Source organism: Kitasatospora sp. NPDC085464 (genome assembly GCF_044541955.1).
Classification (GTDB): Bacteria; Actinomycetota; Actinomycetes; order Streptomycetales; family Streptomycetaceae; genus Kitasatospora.
Map to the genome: position 1 here is coordinate 1 of NZ_JBITTM010000025.1, position 19,651 is coordinate 19,651.

Below are 19,651 nucleotides of genomic sequence, written 5' to 3' on the forward strand. Positions count from 1 at the left end.
CCCAGAACCGCCGAGCTGACGCGGCGCACCCCAGGAGGAACCCGGCGCGCCCGCGATCAGGTCATCGCTGGCGAATACGTGAATGTCCACGCCGGCCGGCGCGGCCACCGGCTCGGTTGCGGACAGGGAATACCCGATCCACGCGGCGTACCGCGTCAGGAGCTGCGCGCGGGTGTCCTCGGGCAGGTCGCCGAGAGCGGCGTCGAGCACCTCGCCCACGAAGGACAGCAGGTTCGGGACGGCAGTCTCGCGGTTCGCCGGCAGCGGGCACAGCTCAGCGTCGCCCGTAGGGTCCAGAGCTGCGGCAATCTCTACCGCAACCTCTCTGACCTGGGCCAACGTAAAGGTGATCGGGTCGAACAGGCCAATCGTCGACACCTCGCGACCAGCCGCACGAAGAGCGGAGGCCAGGGCCAGCGCCAGGTTCGCGCCGGAGCAGTAGCCGAGCACCACGAACGGGCCGTCCTCGGCTGCGAGCCGCTCGGTCCAGTACTCGGCCTGCGCCCGGTAACCCGGCCCGGCCGCGACGCCGGGAGCCCGCAGTGGATCCAGCACGACCTCGCCACCGTGCGGAAGCCCGGCCACCAGGTCGCCGAAGGAGCGCACCGGGGTTTCACCGGAAAATTCGATGCGGACCACCGTCGGCAAAGGGCACGACGCACCGCTGAAGTCTTGCATAACTATCCCCCGTCTCGCGGGGTTGATCTTGCACGCCACCGGCGTACGCGTCAAGCACCGCCGGGAAACCGGTCCGCATTCTCATGATCATCCGTCTATGGTCCGTTTCGCCCCACTATGGCCGCGCCGCATTCTGCAATGCCGGAAAATGCGATCGGATAGGGCCGGTCCCCTCCCCCGGCTTATGCTCCTTGTTCCGCACCGTCGAATTGCATACGGTGATCGCCTGCCTGCCGGTGCGGGTCAAGTGCCGATGGTTACCAACGATTGCTAAGGGGCGCCCCGGAGTGGCCATATCCAAGGATCCCGTCGACCTCATCCGAGCACGCGCAGCCGCCGATCCGGCACGCGTGGCCGTTGAGATGGACGGCGTCGCCTGGACGTACGACCGATTGCTCGACCGGGCACGGCGGTTCAGCGCCCTGCTCGACGCGACGGAAGTCGGCGACGGCGACGTGGTGCTCGTCCGGATGGCCCGCTCGCCCGAGGCGGTCGCCGTGATGCTCGGCACCCTCATGTCCGGCGCCGCCTACCTCCCGGTCGAGCCCGGGGTGCCGCACGAGCGCCTCCGGACGATCGTCGAACAGGCCCGCCCCCGCCTCGCCGTGGGAACGGAGCCGAGCGAACTGCCGCCGTCCGCACCGGTGTGGGTGCCGCCGAGCGAGGCGTTCACCGCGCCGCCGGCCGACCCGCCGGCCGCGGCACCGTCCGGCCGGGGCTCCGCTTACCTGATCTTCACCTCCGGAAGTACCGGAACCCCCAAGGGAGTCGTGGTCAGTCGGGCCGCCCTGAGCTGGCATGCGGAGACCACGGCCAGCGCGTACGACCTCCGGCCGGACGACCGGGTGCTCCACGCCACGTCCCTGGGCTTCGACGTGGCGGCGGAGGAGATCTGGCCCACCCTCGCGGCCGGGGCGACCCTGGTCGTCCTCCCGACCGAGCTCGGTTCGACCGGCTTCGAGGAGTTCACGGAGCGGCTCGCCGACTCGGACGTGACCGTCTGCAACCTGCCCGCGTCCTACTTCGCCGGTTGGGCACCGACCCGGTCCGACCTCCCGACCCGCCTTCCCCACCTGCGACTCGTCGTCGTCGGCAGCGAGCAGCTCCCCGCGGCACCCGCACGGCAGTGGCTCGCCGACCCGCGCAGCCCTCGGCTGATCAACGCCTACGGCCTGTCGGAGGCCACCGTCACCTCGATCACCTGCGAGCTCACCCCCGAGATCCTGTCGAACGGTCAGGTACCGCTGGGCACACCGCTGGACGGCATGCGGGCCGAGGTCGTGGACCGGGACCTGCGCCCGGTCCGGGCGGGTGAGCCCGGCGAGCTGCTGCTCAGCGGCCCGGGACTGGCGGAGGGCTACCTCGGGGACCGGGAGCTCACCGACTCCCGGTTCATCACCCGGTCGGGCGGTCAGGACGCCGAGCGGTGGCTGCGCACCGGCGACATCGTCCGGGAGACCGACGGCCTGCTGGTCTTCCACGGCCGCTCCGACGACCAGCTGAACATCGCGGGCCGCCGCATCGAACCGGGTGAGGTCGTCCACGCACTGCTCTCCGCGACCGGCGCCCGGGACGCCAGGGTGGTCGAACTCGAAGGTCAGCTCGTGGCCTGTCTGGTCGGCCTCGCGGAGATCGACGAGGCCGGACTCCGCACCCGGCTGGCGGCCTCGCTCCCCGCGCACATGATCCCCGGGCGGTTCCTGCACTTCGACGCGCTCCCCACGGCGGCGGGTGGGAAGGTCGACCTCGCCGCGCTGCGCGCCGTGGTCGCCGAGTCGCACCGGCCGGAGGCCGCCGAAGCGTCCGCGCCCGACGCGACCCCGGCGGAACTCGCCGAGCTCTGGGCGCAGGTCCTGGTGACCGACGATCCGATCGGCGAGGACGCCAACTTCTTCGCCCTGGGCGGGACTTCGCTGCTCGCGGCCCGGCTGCTCCTGGCCGTCCGCCGGCGCTGGGGCCTGGCGCTCGCCCTGGACGACGTCTTCGCGGCGCCCCGACTCGTCGACATGTGCGCGGCACTGCGACGGGCCGCTCCGGTCACGCCGGCCGCCGCCACCACAGCGGCGGTGCGGCGCCCGACGGCGCCGGTCCGCGGGATCCGGGCGACCACATCCGACGAACTCGGCCTCGCCTACGTGGAGTTGTACGTCGACGACCTCGCCGCCGACAGCCGGGAATGGGTCGACCAGTACGGGTTCCAGGAGACCGGGCGCCGGGGATCCGCCGCCGAGGGCTTCCTGAGCTCGGCCCTCCGGCAGGGTGACATCCTTCTGGTGCTCACCCAGGGCACCTCGCCCGAGCACCCCGCCTCCCGGTACGTCCGCGCCCACGGGCGCGGCATCGCCGACATCGCGCTCCGCACGCCCGACGTGCGCGCGTTCTTCGACGGGGCGGTACGCCGCGGCGCCCGTGCCGTCACCGGGCCGGCGACCGGCGACGGCGGCGCGGTGACGGCCACCATCGGCGCGTTCGGCGACCTCGTGCACACGCTGGTGCAGGCCGACGGCTCCGGCGGCTCCGGCCTGCCGCCGGGCTTCGCTCCGGTGGCCGCCGCCGAGGGCACGTCGGCCGGGCCGGGCGGCCGGGCGGGCCTGGAGCGGGTCGACCACTTCGCGGTCTGTGTCCCGGCCGGGGAACTGGACACGACGATCGCGTTCTACCGGCAGGTCCTCGGATTCCGCGAGACGTTCCGGGAACGCATCGTCGTCGGTTCCCAGGCCATGCTCTCCAAGGTCGTCCAGAGCGCGTCCGGCGCCGTCACGTTCACCGTGATCGAACCCGACACCGGCTCCGACCCCGGCCAGATCGACGGATTCCTCACCGCGCACGCGGGCGCCGGAGTCCAGCACGTGGCCTTCGCCACGGGCGACATCGTCGAGTCCGTCGCCACCCTGCGCGGCCGCGGCGTCGCCTTCCTCACGACCCCCGGGGCGTACTACGACCTGCTGGCCCGGCGCATCGATCCCAAGCGGCACAGCCCTGCCGAGCTTCGCGAGCACCACGTCCTCCTCGACGAGGACCACGCCGGTCAGCTGTTCCAGATCTTCACCCGGTCGTCCCACCCGCGCCGGACGCTGTTCTTCGAGGTCATCGAGCGGATCGGCGCGGAGACCTTCGGGAGCGCCAACATCAAGGCGCTGTACGAGGCGGTCGAGGTCGAGCGGTCGCACACCGACGGACCGGCCCGATGAGCCTTCCGGAGCAGCCCGTCTGCCTCGACGACGTGGAACGCCTGGCGGCCGCGGTGCTGCCCGCCGCCGTCCGGGACTTCATCGCCGGCGGCAGCGGGAACGAACTCACCCTGGACGCCAACCGGGCCGCGCTGGACGGTGTCCACCTCGTCCCCCGCGTCCTGCGCGACGTCTCGGACTGCACGGCCGAGACGACGCTGCTCGGCCGGCCCGCGGCCCTGCCGATGGCCGTGGCTCCGATGGCCTACCACCGACTGGTCCATCCTGACGGCGAACTCGCCACCGCGCGCGCCGCCCGACGGGCCGGCATCCCCGTCACGGTGGGGACCCTGAGCAGCCTCCCACTGGCACGGATCGCGGCCGAGGGCGCCCGGACCTGGTTCCAGCTCTACTGGCTGCGCGACCGGCAGAAGGTGTCCGACCTGGTCAAGGAGGCCGAGGAGGTCGGCTGCGAAGCCGTGATGCTCACCGTCGACGTGCCCTGGATGGGCAACCGGCTGCGGGACGTGCGCAACGGCTTCGTGCTCCCCGAGGACGTGGTCGCCGCCAATCTCTCCGGCGGTGCGTCCGCGACCGCGCGCACTGCCCGCGCCGCCGGCTCCGCCGTGGCGGCCCACACCCGCGAGGCGCTGGACTCCGCGCTGAGCTGGCGGGACGTCGAGGAGATCCGGTCCCGCACCGGCCTGCCGCTCGTCCTCAAGGGGATCCTCGACCCGCGGGACGCCCGGCGGGCCGCCGACTGCGGTGTCGACGCCCTGGTGGTCTCCAACCACGGCGGCCGCCAGTTGGACGGCGCCGTTCCCGCGATCGCCGCGTTGCCCGGGATCCGGGACGCGGTCGGCGGGCACTGCGAGGTCCTCTTCGACAGCGGTGTCCGCAGCGGCACGGACGTCCTCAAGGCCCTGGCCCTGGGAGCCTCGGGCGTCCTGCTGGGGCGGCCGGTGCTGTGGGGGCTGGCCCTCGGCGGCGAGAGCGGGGCGACCACCGTCCTGCGGCTGCTCGCCGAAGAGCTCCACACCGCCCTCGGCCTCGCCGGTTGCGGCCGCGTGACCGACGCACAGGGCCTCAGGGCCTTCGGCTCCGCGGCGTTCACCGCCCTGTCCCCCCAGCCCGCAGTCCCGTAACCCGAACCTAGGAGCAGCCGCCATGACGGGCGTCCCGGAGCAGTCCGCACCCCATCGAATCCCGGCGGGGTCCCTGCACTCCTCCCTCGGTGACCCGGCCCTGGAGTCGATGAACTTCCTGAACGAGATCGCCGGGCGCTATCCCGACGCCGTCTCGTTCGCACCGGGGCGCCCCGTCGAGGAGTTCTTCGACCTGGAGCAGATCCACACCTACCTCCGCCGCTACGAGCACCACCTCATCACCGACAAGGGCTACTCGCCCGCGCAGGTCCGCCGGGAGCTCTTCCAGTACGGCCGCACCAAGGGCGTCATCCACGAGCTGATCGCCCGCAACCTGGAGGCCGACGAGGGCTTCCGCCCCGACCCGGACGCCATCGTGGTCACCTCCGGCTGCCAGGAGGCGATGTTCCTGGTCCTACGGGCCCTGCGGCAGGACGAGCGTGACGTCGTCCTCGCGGTGGCGCCGACCTATGTCGGCCTCACCGGCGCCGCCCGGCTCCTGGACATGCCGGTCCTCCCGGTGCACAGCGGGACCACGGGTGTGGACCTCGAACACCTCCGCGCGCGCATCCGCCGGGCCCGCGCCGACGGCCTGCGGCCGCGCGCCTGCTACCTCGTCCCCAACTTCGCCAACCCCTCGGGGCTCAACCTCGACCCGGAGAGCAGGCGAAGCCTCCTCGAACTCGCCGATCAGGAGGACATCCTGCTGCTGGAGGACAACCCGTACGGCCTGTTCCACGCCGGGGGCGAGCGGCTTCCCTCCCTCAAGTCGACGGACACCCGGCACCGGGTGGTCTACCTCGGCTCGTTCTCCAAGACCGCCATGCCCGGGGCCCGCGTCGGCTTCGCCGTGGCCGACCAGCCGGTGGAGGAGGAATCGGGCGAGGTCGGCCTGTTCGCCGACCGGCTGTCCAAGCTCAAGAGCATGGTGACCGTCAACACCTCTCCGATCGCGCAGGCGGTCGTCGCCGGGAAGCTGCTGGAGCACGGCGGCAGCCTGGTCGAGGCCAACCGCCGGGAAACCGAGCTGTACCGGACCAACCTCCGCCACCTCCTGGCCGGCCTGGAGCGGCACCTCGCCGGCACCGGAGTCACCTGGAACACCCCGGCCGGCGGGTTCTTCCTGGTCCTGACGGTCCCCTTCCCGGTGCACGACGACCTGCTCGAACTGTCGGCCGACCGGTACGGAGTCCTGTGGACGCCCATGCGCCACTTCTACGACGACCCTTCCGCCGACCGGCAGATCCGCCTCTCCTACAGCTCCCTGACTCCGGACCGGATCGACGAGGGGCTGACCCGGCTCGCCTCCTTCATCCGGGAGCAGTGCGGCTGACCACGGCAGCCGGCCGACGGGCGTGGGCGTACCTTGCCGGACCCGTGGTGCCGTCCCTCGTCGGCGGACGACTGTAACGAGTGGTAGGTACACTCGGCGCATGAGCAAGAAAGAGGCGCTGACCCGGGCTGCGGCGGAGCTGTTGTGGGAGCGCGGGTACACCGGCACCAGCCCGGCCAAGGTCCTGGAGCGGGCGCGCGCGGGGCAGGGCAGCATGTACCACCACTTCTCCGGCAAGGCGGAGCTGGCGGTGGAGGCCATGACGCAGATGAGCGAGGAGCTCCGGGCCCGGGCCGAGGGGGCGCTGGGCGGCGAAGGCGGGGCCGTCGCCCGCATCGACGCGTTCCTCGATCTGGAGCGTGACCCGCTGGCGGGCTGTCGGCTGGGGCGTCTGACCCAGGACTACGACGTCGTGACGGACGATCGGCTGCGCGCGCCGCTGGCCGAGTTCTTCGACTGGCTCGACGAGCGGCTGACGGCGGTCCTCGCCGAGGGCGTGCGCACGGGGGAACTGCGGCCCGGCACCGATCCCGTGGCGATCGCCGCACTGATCATGGCGACGGTGCAGGGCGGGTACGTCCTGGCACGGGCCTGGCAGCAGCCCGAGGCGTTCCAGCGGGCCGTCGAGGGGGTCCGACGGGTCCTGGCCGACCTCCGGGTCCACCCCGGCCAGGACTGACCCCGAGTCAGGTCTGCCCGGCCGGCAGCGGGACGGCGTGCGGCTGCCGCGGTGCCCGACCGGCCACCGCGGCGGCGAGGACACAGACCGCGCCGGCGGCGGCCGCCGCCGCCAGGGCCCACCAGAGGGCGTCCGGGCGCAGGCCGAACAGCACACCGCACAGCAGCGGACCGGCCGCGGCCCCGAGCGAGACTCCCATCTGGCTGCAGGCCGTGGCCCGTTGCTCCCGTCCGGGGTACGGCAGACCGATGACGTAGTGCAGCAGGCCCGCCCAGCCCCAGCCGCCGCCGTACGCGAGCAGGGCGCCGAGGAGGGTCGGCACCGTCCCCCGGTGGGTCAGCAGCACGGCCCCCACCGCACCGGTCGCGAACAGGCCGACGAGGGCCGGCCAGGCGAGCCGGGGCAGACGGCCGACCAGCCAGCCCGCGGCGAGCCGGACGGCGATGTTCAGTGCGGCGCCGGCGGTCGCCACCGCTCCGGCGACCGACAGCGAGGCGCCCCGGGTGGTCAGTGCCAGCACCAGGAAGCCGCCCAGCCCGTTGCCGACCATCGCGCCGAAGAATCCGGCGCAGCTGAGGGCGATCAGGTGGACGTCGGCCGGCAGCGGCGCACCGCCGCCCGCGGCCGCCGCCCGCCGCCCGTCCGCGGCACTGCGCCGCACCACCAGGGCGGCGCCGAGGCCGCACGGGACCGCGGTGGCGGCGAGGACGCCGCGCCAGCCGACCGGGTCGGCGAGCAGCGGCATCGCCGCGCTGGCGAGCAGGGTAGCCGCCGGCACCGCGGCCTGTTTCAGGCCGAACGCGAAGGCCCGCAGCCGGGGGGCGCACCGGCGCATCAGGAGGGCGTTGGTGTGCGGCTGGGTGTACCCGTAGGCGAAGCCGCCGAGCGCCGAGCTGACCCAGAGGCCGGCGACCGGTGCGCCGGCCGCGCAGAGCAGTCCGACGCAGGTGGCGCCGAGGGCGACCGCCAGGGTCCGTTCCACTCCGGCGGGGAGTTCGGAGCGCCTGCTGACGAAGGCACCCGCCAGGGAGGCCAGCCAGTAGACGGCGAGGACGGCGCCGGTCCGCGCCGTGCTCCAGCCCAGCTCCGCGCAGATCAGGCCGTTCGCGGCGCCGGGGAGGAAGACCGGCAGCGAGGTGAGGACGGTGACCGCCGCCACTCCCAGGGCCGTGGACAGTCCCGACGCGCCGGGGCCCGCCGGGTCGGGCCGTGCGGGCCGTGCGGGCCGTGCGGGCCGTGCAGCCCGTGTTGTCCGTGCAGCCCGTGCGGTCCGGACGAGGGTGCTCACCGGGCCAACGCCTCCATCCGGTCGGCGCGGTGGCGTGCGGCGCTGTCCAGCAGGGCCCGGGCGACCGCGTCCGCGTCCCCGAGCGTCACGGAGTCGACGCCGGGCCGGACCCCGGCGGCGGTGGCCCAGTGCACCCCCTCGGTGGGGACACCGAGGGCGTACCGCCGCGGGTGCACGCGGCCGCGTGCGTCCACGAGGCGGCTCGGCCGCTCGGTCACCGCGAGCGCCCCGGTCTCGTGGTGGCCGCCGTCCGGGTCGGGGATCCGGTACGGCGCCGCCTGGCCGGTCTCCAGGAGCCCCCGCAGCAGCCGGTCCGCCGTGGTGCGCACGTCCGGGTCCTGGATGCGCGCCTCGATGAGGGTGGTGACCGCGATCGCCGGCCCCGGCACCGTGGCCGAGGAGACCAGGAACCCGTCGTGCCGCGGTGCCGGCGCCACCCGCATCCCGGGGCCCAGCGGGGTCACCACGCCGGCGCGGACCAGCGCGGCCAGCTCCGCGATCCGGCGCCCGGGCGGGCCGATCGACAGGCCGGCGTTGAACGGCGAGAACCAGCCGGTCAGTTCCTCCCGGTAGGAGCGGCCGGTGATCCCCGCGTGGTCGACGACCTGGCGGATCTCGTTGCGCAGGTCGCGCAGCGCGTCGAGGGCCGCCTTGACCGGGTCGTCGACGTTGCCGCCCCGGGCCGCGGCGGCGTCGCGGTCCAAGTGCTCGGCCAGCCACCGGCCGAACTCCCGCCGCCCGCGCAGCGCCTGTTCGTCGTACGGGGTCTCGACCAGCCGCCAGTTCCACTGCGTGTCGGCGGTGATGCCGTGCCGCCGCAGCAGCGGCTCCGGCAGCGGCAGGTGCGCCGGCGAGTACAGGCAGGCCCGCAGGAAGCCGTTCACCGCCTCGGCCGGGGCGGCGCGCCCGCTCAGCAGCGTCCGGTAGTAGACGATCTCGACCTCGCGCGCGATCAGCGGCCAGACGTCCCGGCGGAACCGCACGTCGCCGCGGGCGGCGGCGCGCTCGCGCAGCGCGCGGACGGTCGGCCCGGTGAGCAGCAGCGGCCGGTGCCGTTCGCCCAGTTCCTTCTGGTTCTCGCCGCGCGCCCGGTACGGGAGGCCGCGGCGGGAGCCCGCGTAGAGCCGCGGTTCCCGGCCGGACGGGCGGTAGTCGAGGCGCCCGTCGGCGCGCTGCTCGAACACGCCGCCGCGCCCCTGGGTGAGCAGGGTCAGGTAGTCGAAGAAGGCGAGCCCGAGGCCGCGCACGGCCACCGGTTCGCCCGGGGCCATCGCCTCGGTGTCGACCTCCGCCGGGTTGCCCGGCGGCAGGTGTCGGCCGCCGGCCGGGGTCGGCGCCGGGGCCGGGGTGGCGTGGGTCGTTGCAGGGCCGGTCGTTGCAGGGCCGGTCGCTGCGGGGGCTGCAGGACCGCGGCCGGTCGCTGCGGAGGCTGCGGGGGTGCGGCCGGGGGCAGTGGGCAGATGACCCTGGGCGAGGACGACGGCGTCGAGCAGGATCCGGTCGCCGCCGGCGAGGCGCAACAGCTGCTGCTCGCCGAAGTCCTCCAGTGCGACGGCGCTGTCCCGGTGGACGCGCACCGTCACGTGCGGCGGCGCGGTCCGCACCGCGCGGCGGAAGGCCCAGCGCAGGTAGTGGCCGTAGAAGGGCCGGGTGGGGTACGAGTTCGGGCCCAACGCTCCCGCCTCGCGGAGGATGTCGTCCGGGTACGCGTCGTCCCGGCCGCAGTCGTCCCGGCCGCAGTCGGCCGGGCCGCAGTCGGCGTGCCCGTCGGCCCCACCGAGGTCGTCCGGTCTGGGGGCGTCCGGTATCGCCCCGGCGAGCGCCCGCGCCCACTCGTACAGGTTGGGGCCGGGCACCACCGGTCCCGCGCAGACCACGCTCGCATCGGTGAACACGGTGATCTGCTCCGCGACCGTGTTCATCAGCAGCTGCGGGGACTGGTCCGTCCGCCAGACCCGGCCCGCCCCGGGCGGGGTCGGGTCGATCGCGTGCACCGTCACGGGGCCGCAGTCGGGGTCGGCCGCCGCATTGGCGCACAGGCGCTCCAGCAGAATGAGTCCGCGGGGGCCCACCCCCACGATTCCGACACTGAATCGATTCCTCAAAGCCCGTCCCCGGTGTCTGGCGCCGCCCGATCGTTCGCTCACGCCGATCCTAGTCAGCACGCCCAGCCATTCATGCGGCCCGCGCATCATTCATGCACCGGCGCCATGGAACGCCATTCATGCACCCGGCGAATGGATGGTCGGGGCGATCTATTTCCCATCCCCCCGGCCCCCCGGTTAGCTTTTCGGCACGGCGTGCGGCGGCTGTCCGGGGCCGACCCCGTCCGACCGGTGCAACAGGCACGACCAGCGGACTTCCCGCACACCGGGCGTTCCCGGCCGGCCCGATCCGACGGCCGGACCGCGGGCCCCGGAAACCGGGACACCGCCCGATTCCGCCGCCGCGCGACACTCGCAGCCTCCCGTTTCCGTCATTCGAGCGGAGAAATACACATGGCCGACCTCAGCCCTGCCAAGTACAAGCCGTACAACCGGTCGTCGATAACGCGGTCGCCGCAATGGGAGCGGATTCCGCAGGACCTCCGCGAAGCCGTCGAGGTGGTGGCCCACGTCCTGCCGTTCCGGACGAACCAGTACGTACTCGACGAACTCATCAACTGGGACAAAATTCCCGACGACCCGATATTCCGGCTCAACTTCCCGCACCGCACGATGCTGGAACCCGACGACTACACCGCACTGCGCGACCTGATCCGCTCGGGTGACAAGCAACAGCTGGCCAAGCAGATCTTCGAGGTCCGCACCCGGATGAACCCCCACCCGGCCGGCCAGCTGAGCCACAACGTGCCGGAGCTGGACGGCCAGGTCGTCCCCGGGATCCAGCACAAGTACGACCAGACCGTGCTGTTCTTCCCGAGCGCCGGCCAGACCTGCCACGCCTACTGCACGTTCTGCTTCCGCTGGCCCCAGTTCGTCGGCGAGGAGGACCTGCACTTCGCGGCCCGCGACGCCGAGGGCCTGGCCGCCTACCTCAGGCGGCACCCCGAGGTCACGGACGTGCTGATCACCGGCGGCGACCCCATGATCATGCGGACCGGAGCGCTGGAGCGGTACCTCGAACCGCTGCTGGCGCCCGATCTGGCGCACATCCAGAACATCCGGATCGGCACCAAGGCCGTCGGCTACTGGCCGCAGCGCTTCGTCAGCGACGTGGACGCGGACGACCTGCTGCGCCTGTTCGAGCGCATCGTCGGCGCCGGCAAGCACCTCGCCCTGATGGCCCACTACAACCACCCGGCCGAGCTGCGCCCCGCCATCGCCCAGCAGGCGCTGCGGCGCATCACCGGTACCGGCGCGGTCGTCCGGATGCAGTCCCCCGTGCTGCGGCACATCAACGACGACCCGGCGGCCTGGCAGGAGCTGTGGACCCTGGGGGTCAAGCTCGGCGCCGTGCCGTACTACATGTTCGTCGAGCGCGACACGGGTGCCCGGTCCTACTTCGAGCTGCCGCTGGCCGAGGCGTACGACATCTTCCGGACCGCCTACAGCTCGGTCTCGGGGCTGTCCCGCACCGTGCGCGGCCCGTCGATGAGCGCTTTCCCCGGCAAGGTGCTCATCGACGGCACGCCGACGATCCGCGGCGAGAAGGTGTTCGCGCTGCAGTTCCTGCAGGCGCGTCAGGACGGCGTCGTCCGCCGCCCCTTCTACGCGAAGTTCGACCCCGCCGCGACCTGGTTCGACCAGCTCGTCCCGGCCTTCGGAGAGCGCTCGTTCTTCTTCGAGGAGGAGCCCGCCGGGGACCGTCCCGGGACCGGCCGACCGCTCGACCTGGTGGGGGTGTGACCCGGATGGCCGGTCGACCGCTGCCGACCTACGAGGTCCTCGCGCTCCGGTTCGGCACCCACGCCGACCGCCCCGCGCGGGACAACTTCCTGCACGACGAAGGCCAGTTCGCCCCGGGCAGCGCCGGCCCGATGGACTTCTACCTCTGGGCGATCCGCGACGACCGGCACTTCCTGCTGGTGGACACCGGCTTCCCCGAGGAGATGGCCGTCCGCCGCGGTCGCACCCTGTTCCGCTGCCCGGTCGACGCGCTGACCGACCTCGGGGTCACGGCCGAGCAGGTGTCGGACGTCGTGATCACCCACATGCACTACGACCACGCGGGCAACCTCGACCGCTTCCCCACCGCCCGCATCCACCTGCAGGAGGAGGAGCTGCGGTTCTGCGCCGGGCCGGCCATGCGCCACCGGGCCGTACGCCGGCCGTTCGAGCCGGTCAACGTGCAGACCGCCGTGCAGGGGCTGTTCGAGGAGCGGCTGGTGCTGCACCGCGGGGAGGCGGAGATCCTGCCGGGGGTGACGGTGCACCCGGTGCCGGGCCACACGCCGGGCACCCAGGTGGTCCGGGTCCACACCGCGCGCGGCTGGGTCGTGCTGGCCAGCGACGCGACCCACCTGTGGGCCAACATCCGGCTGCGCAGCCCGTTCCCGATCCTCGACCAGCTCACGCCGATGCTCGAAGGCTACGACGTGATCGAGTCCCTCGCGGACGGCCCGGACCACGTCATCCCCGGCCACGACCCCCGGGTGGCCCGGCGGTTCCCCCCGCTGGCGGCGGCGCCCGACTGGGTGCGCCTGCACGAGGCCCCACTGGCCGACACCCCGGGCGCGGAGCACAGCCAGGGCGCCCGGGGCGCCCAGGACATCGGGAGCGGGACCGACGGCGCCGCGGCCCGCGCGGAGCGGATCGGGGCGGCCCGATGACGCTCCACCGGGTCTCGATCATCGGCGTCGGGCCGCGCGGCCTGAGCGTCCTGCAGCGGATCGGCGAACTGGCCGACCGGCTGCCCGCCGACCGCCGGCTGGAGGTGCACCTGATCGACCCCGGCGAGCCCGGCCAGGGCGCGCACCCCGCCGGCCAGCCCGCCCACCTGCTGACCAACACCGTGGCCAGCCAGGTGACGATGTTCGCCGACGGCCGGGGCCCCTCGTTCACCGAGTGGGCGGCGGCCGTCGGGTACCGCGAGTTCGACACCGGCTTCCACCCCACCGGCGGCGAGGGCGGCCGCCCGGTCGGTGAACACGCCTACCTGCCGCGCAGGCTGCTCGGCGAGTACCTCACCTGGGTGTTCGACCGGACGGTGCGCGCGCTGCCGGAGCGGATCAGGGTGGTGCACCACCGCGACCGGGCGTGCGACGTCGAGGCGCACCCGGGCGGCGGCTACACCGTCCACCTGGCGAACGGCCACCGCCTGCCGAGCGACTACGTCTTCCTCACCACCGGGCACTGCGAGCGGATCCCCACCGACGAGGACCGGGCCCACACGGAGTTCGCCCGGGAGCACGCCGACCGCAACCCCTGGCTGGCGTACTGCGCCTCGCCGTACCCGGTGCAGCGGCTCGGCGGGATCGCCCCCGGTTCCACCGTCGCCGTCCAGGGCTTCGGGCTGACCGCGCACGACGTGATCTCCGAGCTCACCGTCGGCCGCGGCGGACGGTTCGACGACTCCGGCGCGGAGCTCGTCTACCGGCCCTCCGGGCGGGAGCCCGCGATCCGGCTGTTCTCCCGCCAGTGCCTGCCGTTCGCCGCCCGCGGGGTGAACCAGAAGGGCACGACCGGGCAGCACCGGGCGCGGTTCTTCACCCCGGAGGCGGTGCGCCTCCTCAAGGACCGCGCGCTGGAGCGGCGCAACGACCCGCGGCTCGACTTCGAGGAGGAGGTACTGCCGCTCCTGAAGCGGGAGATGGCCTACGCCCACCGTGCCGCGCAGCAGGGCTGCACCGTCCCCCCGGAGGGGTTCGAGCCGAGCCCGGCCGAGCTGGCGGCCGTCGAGGCGATCCTCGACCCGTTGCACGAGCGGGAGTTCGACAGCCAGAAGGCCTTCACCGGGTTCTTCCTCGACCACGTCGCCGAGGACCTGGCGCAGGCGGAACTGGGGAACACGACGAGCCCGGTCAAGGCCGCCACCGACGTCATCCGGGACACCCGGGCGAGCCTGCGGGAGGCGGTGGAGTTCTCCGGGCTCACCCCGCGGTCGCACCGGGTGTTCAACCGGACCTACGGCCCGATCATGAACCGGGTCTCGTTCGGTCCGCCGCTGGTCCGCAACCGGCAGCTGCTCGCGCTGTTCCGGGCGGGCGTGGTGGACCTGGCCGGCGGGCCGGGCTGCACCGTGGTCCACGACCGGGAGACCGGACGGTTCGTGGTGCGCACCCCGTACCCGCAGGGGGCGGAGTCGGTGGCCGCCGACGCCCTGGTGATCGCCCGGCTCGACGCCTTCCACCCGGAACTCGACGGCTCGCCGCTGACCGGCAACCTGCTCGGGCGCGGGCTGGTCCGCCCGTACGCCAACGGCCCGTTCCGGCCCGGCGGCATCGAGATCGACACGTGCGGCCGGCCCGTCACCGCGACCGGCGAGACGCTCGCCACCGCCTGGGCGATCGGCTACCCGGTCGAGGGGCCGCGGTTCTACACCCACGCGCTGCCCCGGCACGCGATGGCCTCGCAGTTCTCGGCCGACGCGGACACCGCCGTACGGGACCTGATCACGCACATCCACCAGCGCACCGACGTCACCCCGGAGGCAGAACGTGGCGATACAGCCCGGACAGCAGTTTCCGTACCCTGAGTTCCGCCGGCGCCATGCGCGGCCGCAGCCGGAGCCGGTCCTGTGGCAGTGGCAAGCCCTCGCCGAGGAGCTCCGGGTGACCGAGCACACCGAGTACGGCACGATCACCCTGGCCCGACCGGACGGCGGCCACGAGGTCGTCCCCGGCACCTCGATGACCTTCCAGGCCGTCCGGCCCGGAGAGCGCACCACCCCGCACTCGCACACCTGGTGGCACCTCTACTTCGTGCGCTCCGGGACGGGCACGGTGGTCTTCCACGAGAGCGGCGACACCACCGGGTTGAGCGAGGGCGACATCCTGCTCATCCCGGCGTGGACCGTGCACCACTTCGAGAACGGGGCGGGGGACGCCGACCTGCTGCTCCTCAACATGTCGAACCTTCCCCAACTGGCGGCCCTGCACAACAACTTCTCCAAGTAGCCGGCGGGGCAGGCGCCGAGACGTACGAGAACCCGAGCAGTACGAGAGTCAACGAGCAGCACGAGCAGTCACGAGAGGCGGACCATGTTCAAGCGGATCGACCACATCGGCGTGGTGGTGGACGACATCACCGAGGCCCGAGCCCTGCTGGAGAGTCTGGGCATGCAGCTGGAACGGGCTCAGGACATCCCCGAGCGCAACGTCCGGATCGCGTTCTACCGGTGCGGGGACGGCCGGATCGAGCTCATCGAGCCGACCGGTGCGGAGGCGCGCAGCCGCAGGCTCGGCGACGGGGCGCAGGCCCGGATCGAGCACATCGGCGTGGAAGTCGACGACGTGCCGCAGATCATGAAGGCGGTGCAGCAGCTGGGCATCGAACTCACCACGAGCGAGCCTGTGCTGGTGGGGCCGAACCTCAATGCCTGGACGCAGCCCGGGACTTCCGACGGGATCCAGTTCCAGCTGGTCCAGCGGGACGTGGTCTGAGGCCGCGCCCGTGACGGCCGGGGGCGGGACCGTCCAGTCGGTGCCCCACCCGCCCCCGGCCGCCCGTCGGCCGCCGTCCGTCCAGCGCCGTCCCGTAGGCCGCCGTCCGTCCGCCGTTCGAGCCCGGACTGCCCTTCGCCGGCGCCGGATTGCGACTGTACATACTAGTAGTTACACTCCGGGATGTGGATTCCTTGAAGATCTCTGCGGCAACCGAGGCGGTGCCGGTCGAGGCACCGCACACCCCCGGGGACCGACGCGGCGGACGGCCGTTCTGGATGCTGGCGTCCCTGCTCGGCGGCATGTTCCTGGGCAACGTCGACATCGCGGTGGTCAACGTCGCGATCCCCTCGATCCGCGATCGGCTGCACGCCTCCAGCGGTGCCCTGGAGCTCATCGTCTCCGGGTACACGCTCGCCTTCGCGATGCTGCTGATCACCGGCGCCCGACTGGGCGAGATCCACGGTCGGCGGCGCGTCTACCTCGCCGGGCTGACCGTCTTCACCCTGTCCTCGCTCGGCTGCGGCCTCGCGCCCGACGCCGTCGTCCTGGTGTGCGCCCGGGTGGTGCAGGGATTCGGCGCCGCCCTGATGATCTCCCAGGTGCTGACCACCATCCAGGTGGAGTTCGATGGCCGGGCCAGGCGCCGGGCGCTGGGCGCGTACACCGGCATCCTCGGCGTCAGTTCGGTCGTCGGCCAGGCACTGGGCGGCATCCTGGTGTCGGCCGACATCCTGGGCACCGGCTGGCGGCCGGTCTTCCTGATCAACGTGCCGATCGGCGTCGTCCTGCTGTTCACCTCGCTCGCCTTCCTGCCGGACGACCGCCCCTCGCAGCAGGGCGCGTTGGACCTGCCCGGCGTGGCACTGCTCTCGCTCGGACTGTTCCTGCTGGTGACACCGCTGGTCCTGGGGCGCGACGCGGGCTGGCCGCTGTGGACCTGGCTCTGCCTGGGCTCCTCGCTGCCGGTGTTCGCCCTCTTCGGCTGGACCGAGCGGAGGGTGGTACGACGCTCGGGCGCCCCCCTGATGAACGTCGAACTGCTGACCCGCCGTCATGTCGCCCTCGCGCTCGCCTCGCAGGCCGCCACCCGGGCCGGCTACTTCGCCGTTCTGTTCGTCCTGGCGCTCTACCTGCAACAGGGGCTCGGCAAGAGCGCGGTCTACTCCGGCCTGGTCCCGGTCGCCTGGGTGGCGACCTTCGCCCTGATCGGGCCGATCCTCGGGCGGCTGGGAACGCGCGCCCGCCGGCTGGCCGCCCCGGTCGGGGGCGGGCTGATGGCCGTCAGCTTCGCGCTCATCGCGCTCGGCGCCCAGGGCACCGCCGCCCTGGTCGTCCTGCTGGGGATCGGCGGCGTCGGCTACGGCGCGGCGTTCAGCGGCACTCTGGCGCACATGACCGAGACCGTCGAGGCCCGGTACGCGCCGGACGTCAGCGGCCTGTTCAACACCACGCTCCAGGTCGGCGGCACCCTGGGCGTGGCCGTGTTCGGCACCCTCTACCTGGATCTCGTCGGCGGCAGCGGGACGCCGCAGCACGCGTTCGCCACCACCACCGCCGTCCTGGCGGTGATGTCGCTCGCCGCCTCCGCCCTGATCCTGCTCGCCGGGCGGTCCTCGTCGACCGGCCCGGTGCTGAGCGAGCAATAGCCACCCGCCACTGGTCGCCAACCGGCGACGTCCGACGACCAGTGGCCGACGACCAATGACACACAACCATGAAGGAGTTCACACGATGGATGTCATCCACCACCCCGGCGACTCGACCAAGGGCCCCGAGGACCGCTTCACCGGCGACGTCTGGCTGTGGCCGCGGATCGGCGCGACCGCCAACACCGAGGTGCGCAACGTCCTGTTCACGCCCGGCTCCCGCAGCCACTGGCACACCCACCCGGCCGGACAGGTCCTGCACGTGACCGAGGGCGTGGGCGTGGTGCAGGCCCGCGGCGGCGAGCGGCAGGAGATCAGGGCCGGCGACACGGTGGTCTGCCACCCCGGCGAGGAGCACTGGCACGGCGCCGGCGAGGGCACGTTCATGACCCACATCGCCGTCACCGACGGGCCCACCGACTGGCACGAGCACGTGACCGACGAGGAGTACTCGGGCTGAACCCTCCGCTCCCGGGCCGGACCGGTCGGCCTGCTCGACGCCACCCACGAGCCCGGGAGCGGCCGGCGGCACAAGGCCTCCGGTCCGGGAGTGTCCGCGATCGCGGTGACGGAGACTCAGGTGAATGCCGGTCAACTGTGCGGTGGAACGGACGGAAACAGCCCGGGTGCGGACGTTGGGCCGGCCGCGGGAACGCCGGCCGAGGCACCGGGGAAGGACTCATTGCGTCCGACATCTCACAGCTCCCGCCCACCCGGGACATCTGATGACGCATATGCCTGCCTGCATATGCTGCTGTCCATGAGTATCGAGCTGCACCACCTGCGCGGGTTCCTGGCCCTGTCGGAAGAGAGACACTTCACCCGCGCCGCCAAGCGGATGAACGTTTCCCAGCCGACGCTCAGCAGAAACATCAAGCGCCTGGAGGAACTGCTCGGCCGGAAGCTACTGGAACGAACCACCCGTCAGGTGACGCTCACCCCGGAAGGTGAGCGCCTTTACGATCAACTTTCCTTTCTCATAACTCGGTTGGAAGACGCATTGCGTTTTGAACCGAAGGACGTGCTCAGGCTCGGATTCGCCTGGGGTTTCCCTTCCGGGTGGCCGCAGGAGGTGATCGCCGAGTTCGAGGCCGAGACCGGCGTCACCGTCCAGGTGCAGCGGCACGACGCCAAGCTCGCCGGGGTCGACCGCGGGAAAAGCGACCTGGCGATCCTGCGCGGTCGGATCAAGGCCCCGGACGTGAAGGTCACGACCCTGCTGCACGAACGGAGGATCGCCGCCGTCTCCACACGATCCGAACTGGCCGGAAAGGAGGAGATGAGCTGGGCCGAAATCGCCGAACTGGGCCTCGTGCTGAACGAAGTGAGCGGAACGACCGACCTGACCGACTGGCCGGCCGACCGCCAGCCGAGCGTCTCCGCGATCTGCAGCAATTTCGACGAATGGCTGGAAGCCGTCGCCGCGAACCGGGGCGTGGGCGTGGTCCCCGAATTCGTCGGCCGCCAGCACGTGCACTCGTTCGTGTCGTTCATCGCCATCCCGGACGCCCCGCAGGTGCCGCTGAACCTGGTCCATCCCCAGCGCGGTGCCCATCCGCTCATCCCGCGCTTCATCGCCATGGCGCAGGCCGCCGTCGGCGCTCCGTCCTGAAGCCCGTGGACAACGGGAGGAGCGGGCGGACAACGTGGTCCGGCCCGCCCCTCCCCCTGCTCCTCCCGCAGCTGCTCCCGCTACTGCTCCCCCGCGCTACCGGGCGGCGACCGCGTCGCCGCGGCTGGTCCGGGTGCCGGGCACCGGCTCGGCCGGGTCGTCGGTGTAGGCGAGCGGGCGGTTCTCGGCGTCGACCATCAGGACCTTGGGGACGAGGGCCTTGGCCTCGGCGTCGCTGACCGTGGTGTAGCTGATGATGATGACCAGGTCGCCGGTGTGGATCAGCCGGGCGGCCGCGCCGTTGATGCCGATGATCCCGCTGCCGCGCGGGCCGGCGATCACGTAGGTCTCCAGGCGGGCGCCGTTGTCGATGTCGACGATGTGGACGAGTTCGCCGGGCAGCAGGTCGGCGCCGTCCATCAGGTCCTGGTCGATCGTCAGCGATCCCACGTAGTGCAGGTCCGCCTGGGTCACGGTGGCTCGGTGGATCTTGGACTTGAGCATGGTGCGGTTCACGGCTTGGCTCCGTCTTCGTGGTGGTGGGGTGACCGGAT

The 19,651-nt window shown here is 72.7% G+C and carries 16 protein-coding genes; 12 read left to right on the forward strand and 4 right to left on the reverse strand.

Going from position 1 to position 19,651, the window contains the following annotated elements:
- The coding region (locus tag ACIGG8_RS22395) for a thioesterase domain-containing protein (RefSeq protein WP_396550158.1) at window positions 1-678 on the reverse strand (678 nt) is incomplete at its 3' end.
- A gap of 83 nt (window positions 679-761) precedes the next feature.
- Between ACIGG8_RS22395 and hppD the strand changes: the two genes are divergently transcribed.
- The 4 genes from hppD to ACIGG8_RS22415 all read left to right on the forward strand — a co-directional run bounded on the left by hppD (window position 762) and on the right by ACIGG8_RS22415 (window position 7,005).
- Window positions 762-3,869, forward strand: a complete 3,108-nt coding sequence (gene hppD / locus ACIGG8_RS22400; protein WP_396550160.1) for a 4-hydroxyphenylpyruvate dioxygenase — start codon at window positions 762-764, stop codon at window positions 3,867-3,869.
- Window positions 3,866-4,993: an alpha-hydroxy acid oxidase gene (locus tag ACIGG8_RS22405; protein WP_396550162.1), complete on the forward strand. Its 1,128-nt coding sequence runs from the start codon at window positions 3,866-3,868 to the stop codon at window positions 4,991-4,993. The genes hppD and ACIGG8_RS22405 overlap by 4 nt, the downstream gene beginning before the upstream one ends.
- Window positions 4,994-5,015: 22 nt before the next feature.
- Complete coding sequence (locus tag ACIGG8_RS22410; protein ID WP_396550164.1) at window positions 5,016-6,326, forward strand: PLP-dependent aminotransferase family protein; 1,311 nt, start codon at window positions 5,016-5,018, stop codon at window positions 6,324-6,326.
- A 100-nt stretch (window positions 6,327-6,426) separates the two neighbouring features.
- On the forward strand, window positions 6,427-7,005 hold the full coding sequence (locus ACIGG8_RS22415; RefSeq protein ID WP_396550166.1) for a TetR family transcriptional regulator C-terminal domain-containing protein: 579 nt from the start codon (window positions 6,427-6,429) through the stop codon (window positions 7,003-7,005).
- Between the two features lie 7 nt (window positions 7,006-7,012).
- On the opposite strand, the gene ACIGG8_RS22420 is transcribed toward ACIGG8_RS22415, so the two are convergent.
- Together ACIGG8_RS22420 and ACIGG8_RS22425 are read right to left on the reverse strand one after the other, a co-directional pair.
- The gene (locus tag ACIGG8_RS22420; protein ID WP_396550168.1) at window positions 7,013-8,164 is read right to left on the reverse strand and encodes an MFS transporter; all 1,152 of its coding nucleotides are present in this window, start codon (window positions 8,162-8,164) and stop codon (window positions 7,013-7,015) included.
- A gap of 125 nt (window positions 8,165-8,289) precedes the next feature.
- Entirely contained in the window at window positions 8,290-10,371 is a 2,082-nt protein-coding gene (locus ACIGG8_RS22425) for an FAD/NAD(P)-binding protein (protein WP_396550170.1), read from the reverse strand.
- Window positions 10,372-10,791: 420 nt separating this feature from the next.
- On the opposite strand from ACIGG8_RS22425, the gene ACIGG8_RS22430 reads away from it, so the two are divergent.
- From ACIGG8_RS22430 to ACIGG8_RS22465, 8 genes are all read left to right on the forward strand, one after another.
- On the forward strand, window positions 10,792-12,141 hold the full coding sequence (locus ACIGG8_RS22430) for a KamA family radical SAM protein (RefSeq protein ID WP_396550171.1): 1,350 nt from the start codon (window positions 10,792-10,794) through the stop codon (window positions 12,139-12,141).
- 5 nt (window positions 12,142-12,146) lie between these two features.
- Entirely contained in the window at window positions 12,147-13,064 is a 918-nt protein-coding gene (locus ACIGG8_RS22435; RefSeq protein WP_396550173.1) for an N-acyl homoserine lactonase family protein, read from the forward strand.
- Complete coding sequence (locus tag ACIGG8_RS22440; protein WP_396550175.1) at window positions 13,061-14,929, forward strand: FAD/NAD(P)-binding protein; 1,869 nt, start codon at window positions 13,061-13,063, stop codon at window positions 14,927-14,929. The genes ACIGG8_RS22435 and ACIGG8_RS22440 overlap by 4 nt, the downstream gene beginning before the upstream one ends.
- A 76-nt stretch (window positions 14,930-15,005) precedes the next feature.
- Window positions 15,006-15,350: a cupin domain-containing protein gene (locus ACIGG8_RS22445; RefSeq protein WP_350524001.1), complete on the forward strand. Its 345-nt coding sequence runs from the start codon at window positions 15,006-15,008 to the stop codon at window positions 15,348-15,350.
- Between the two features lie 84 nt (window positions 15,351-15,434).
- On the forward strand, window positions 15,435-15,836 hold the full coding sequence (locus ACIGG8_RS22450) for a VOC family protein (protein WP_350524000.1): 402 nt from the start codon (window positions 15,435-15,437) through the stop codon (window positions 15,834-15,836).
- Window positions 15,837-16,021: 185 nt separating this feature from the next.
- Window positions 16,022-17,485 (forward strand): MFS transporter, encoded by a 1,464-nt coding sequence (locus tag ACIGG8_RS22455; protein WP_396550177.1) that lies wholly within the window; start codon window positions 16,022-16,024, stop codon window positions 17,483-17,485.
- A gap of 85 nt (window positions 17,486-17,570) precedes the next feature.
- Window positions 17,571-17,945, forward strand: a complete 375-nt coding sequence (locus ACIGG8_RS22460; protein ID WP_396550179.1) for a cupin domain-containing protein — start codon at window positions 17,571-17,573, stop codon at window positions 17,943-17,945.
- 300 nt (window positions 17,946-18,245) lie between these two features.
- Window positions 18,246-19,097, forward strand: coding sequence for a LysR family transcriptional regulator (locus ACIGG8_RS22465; RefSeq protein ID WP_350523997.1), 852 nt, complete (start codon window positions 18,246-18,248; stop codon window positions 19,095-19,097).
- 96 nt (window positions 19,098-19,193) lie between these two features.
- Here ACIGG8_RS22465 and panD read toward each other — a convergent pair whose 3' ends face one another.
- Complete coding sequence (gene panD / locus ACIGG8_RS22470) at window positions 19,194-19,613, reverse strand: aspartate 1-decarboxylase (RefSeq protein WP_396550181.1); 420 nt, start codon at window positions 19,611-19,613, stop codon at window positions 19,194-19,196.
- Between the last annotated feature and the right edge of the window lie 38 nt (window positions 19,614-19,651).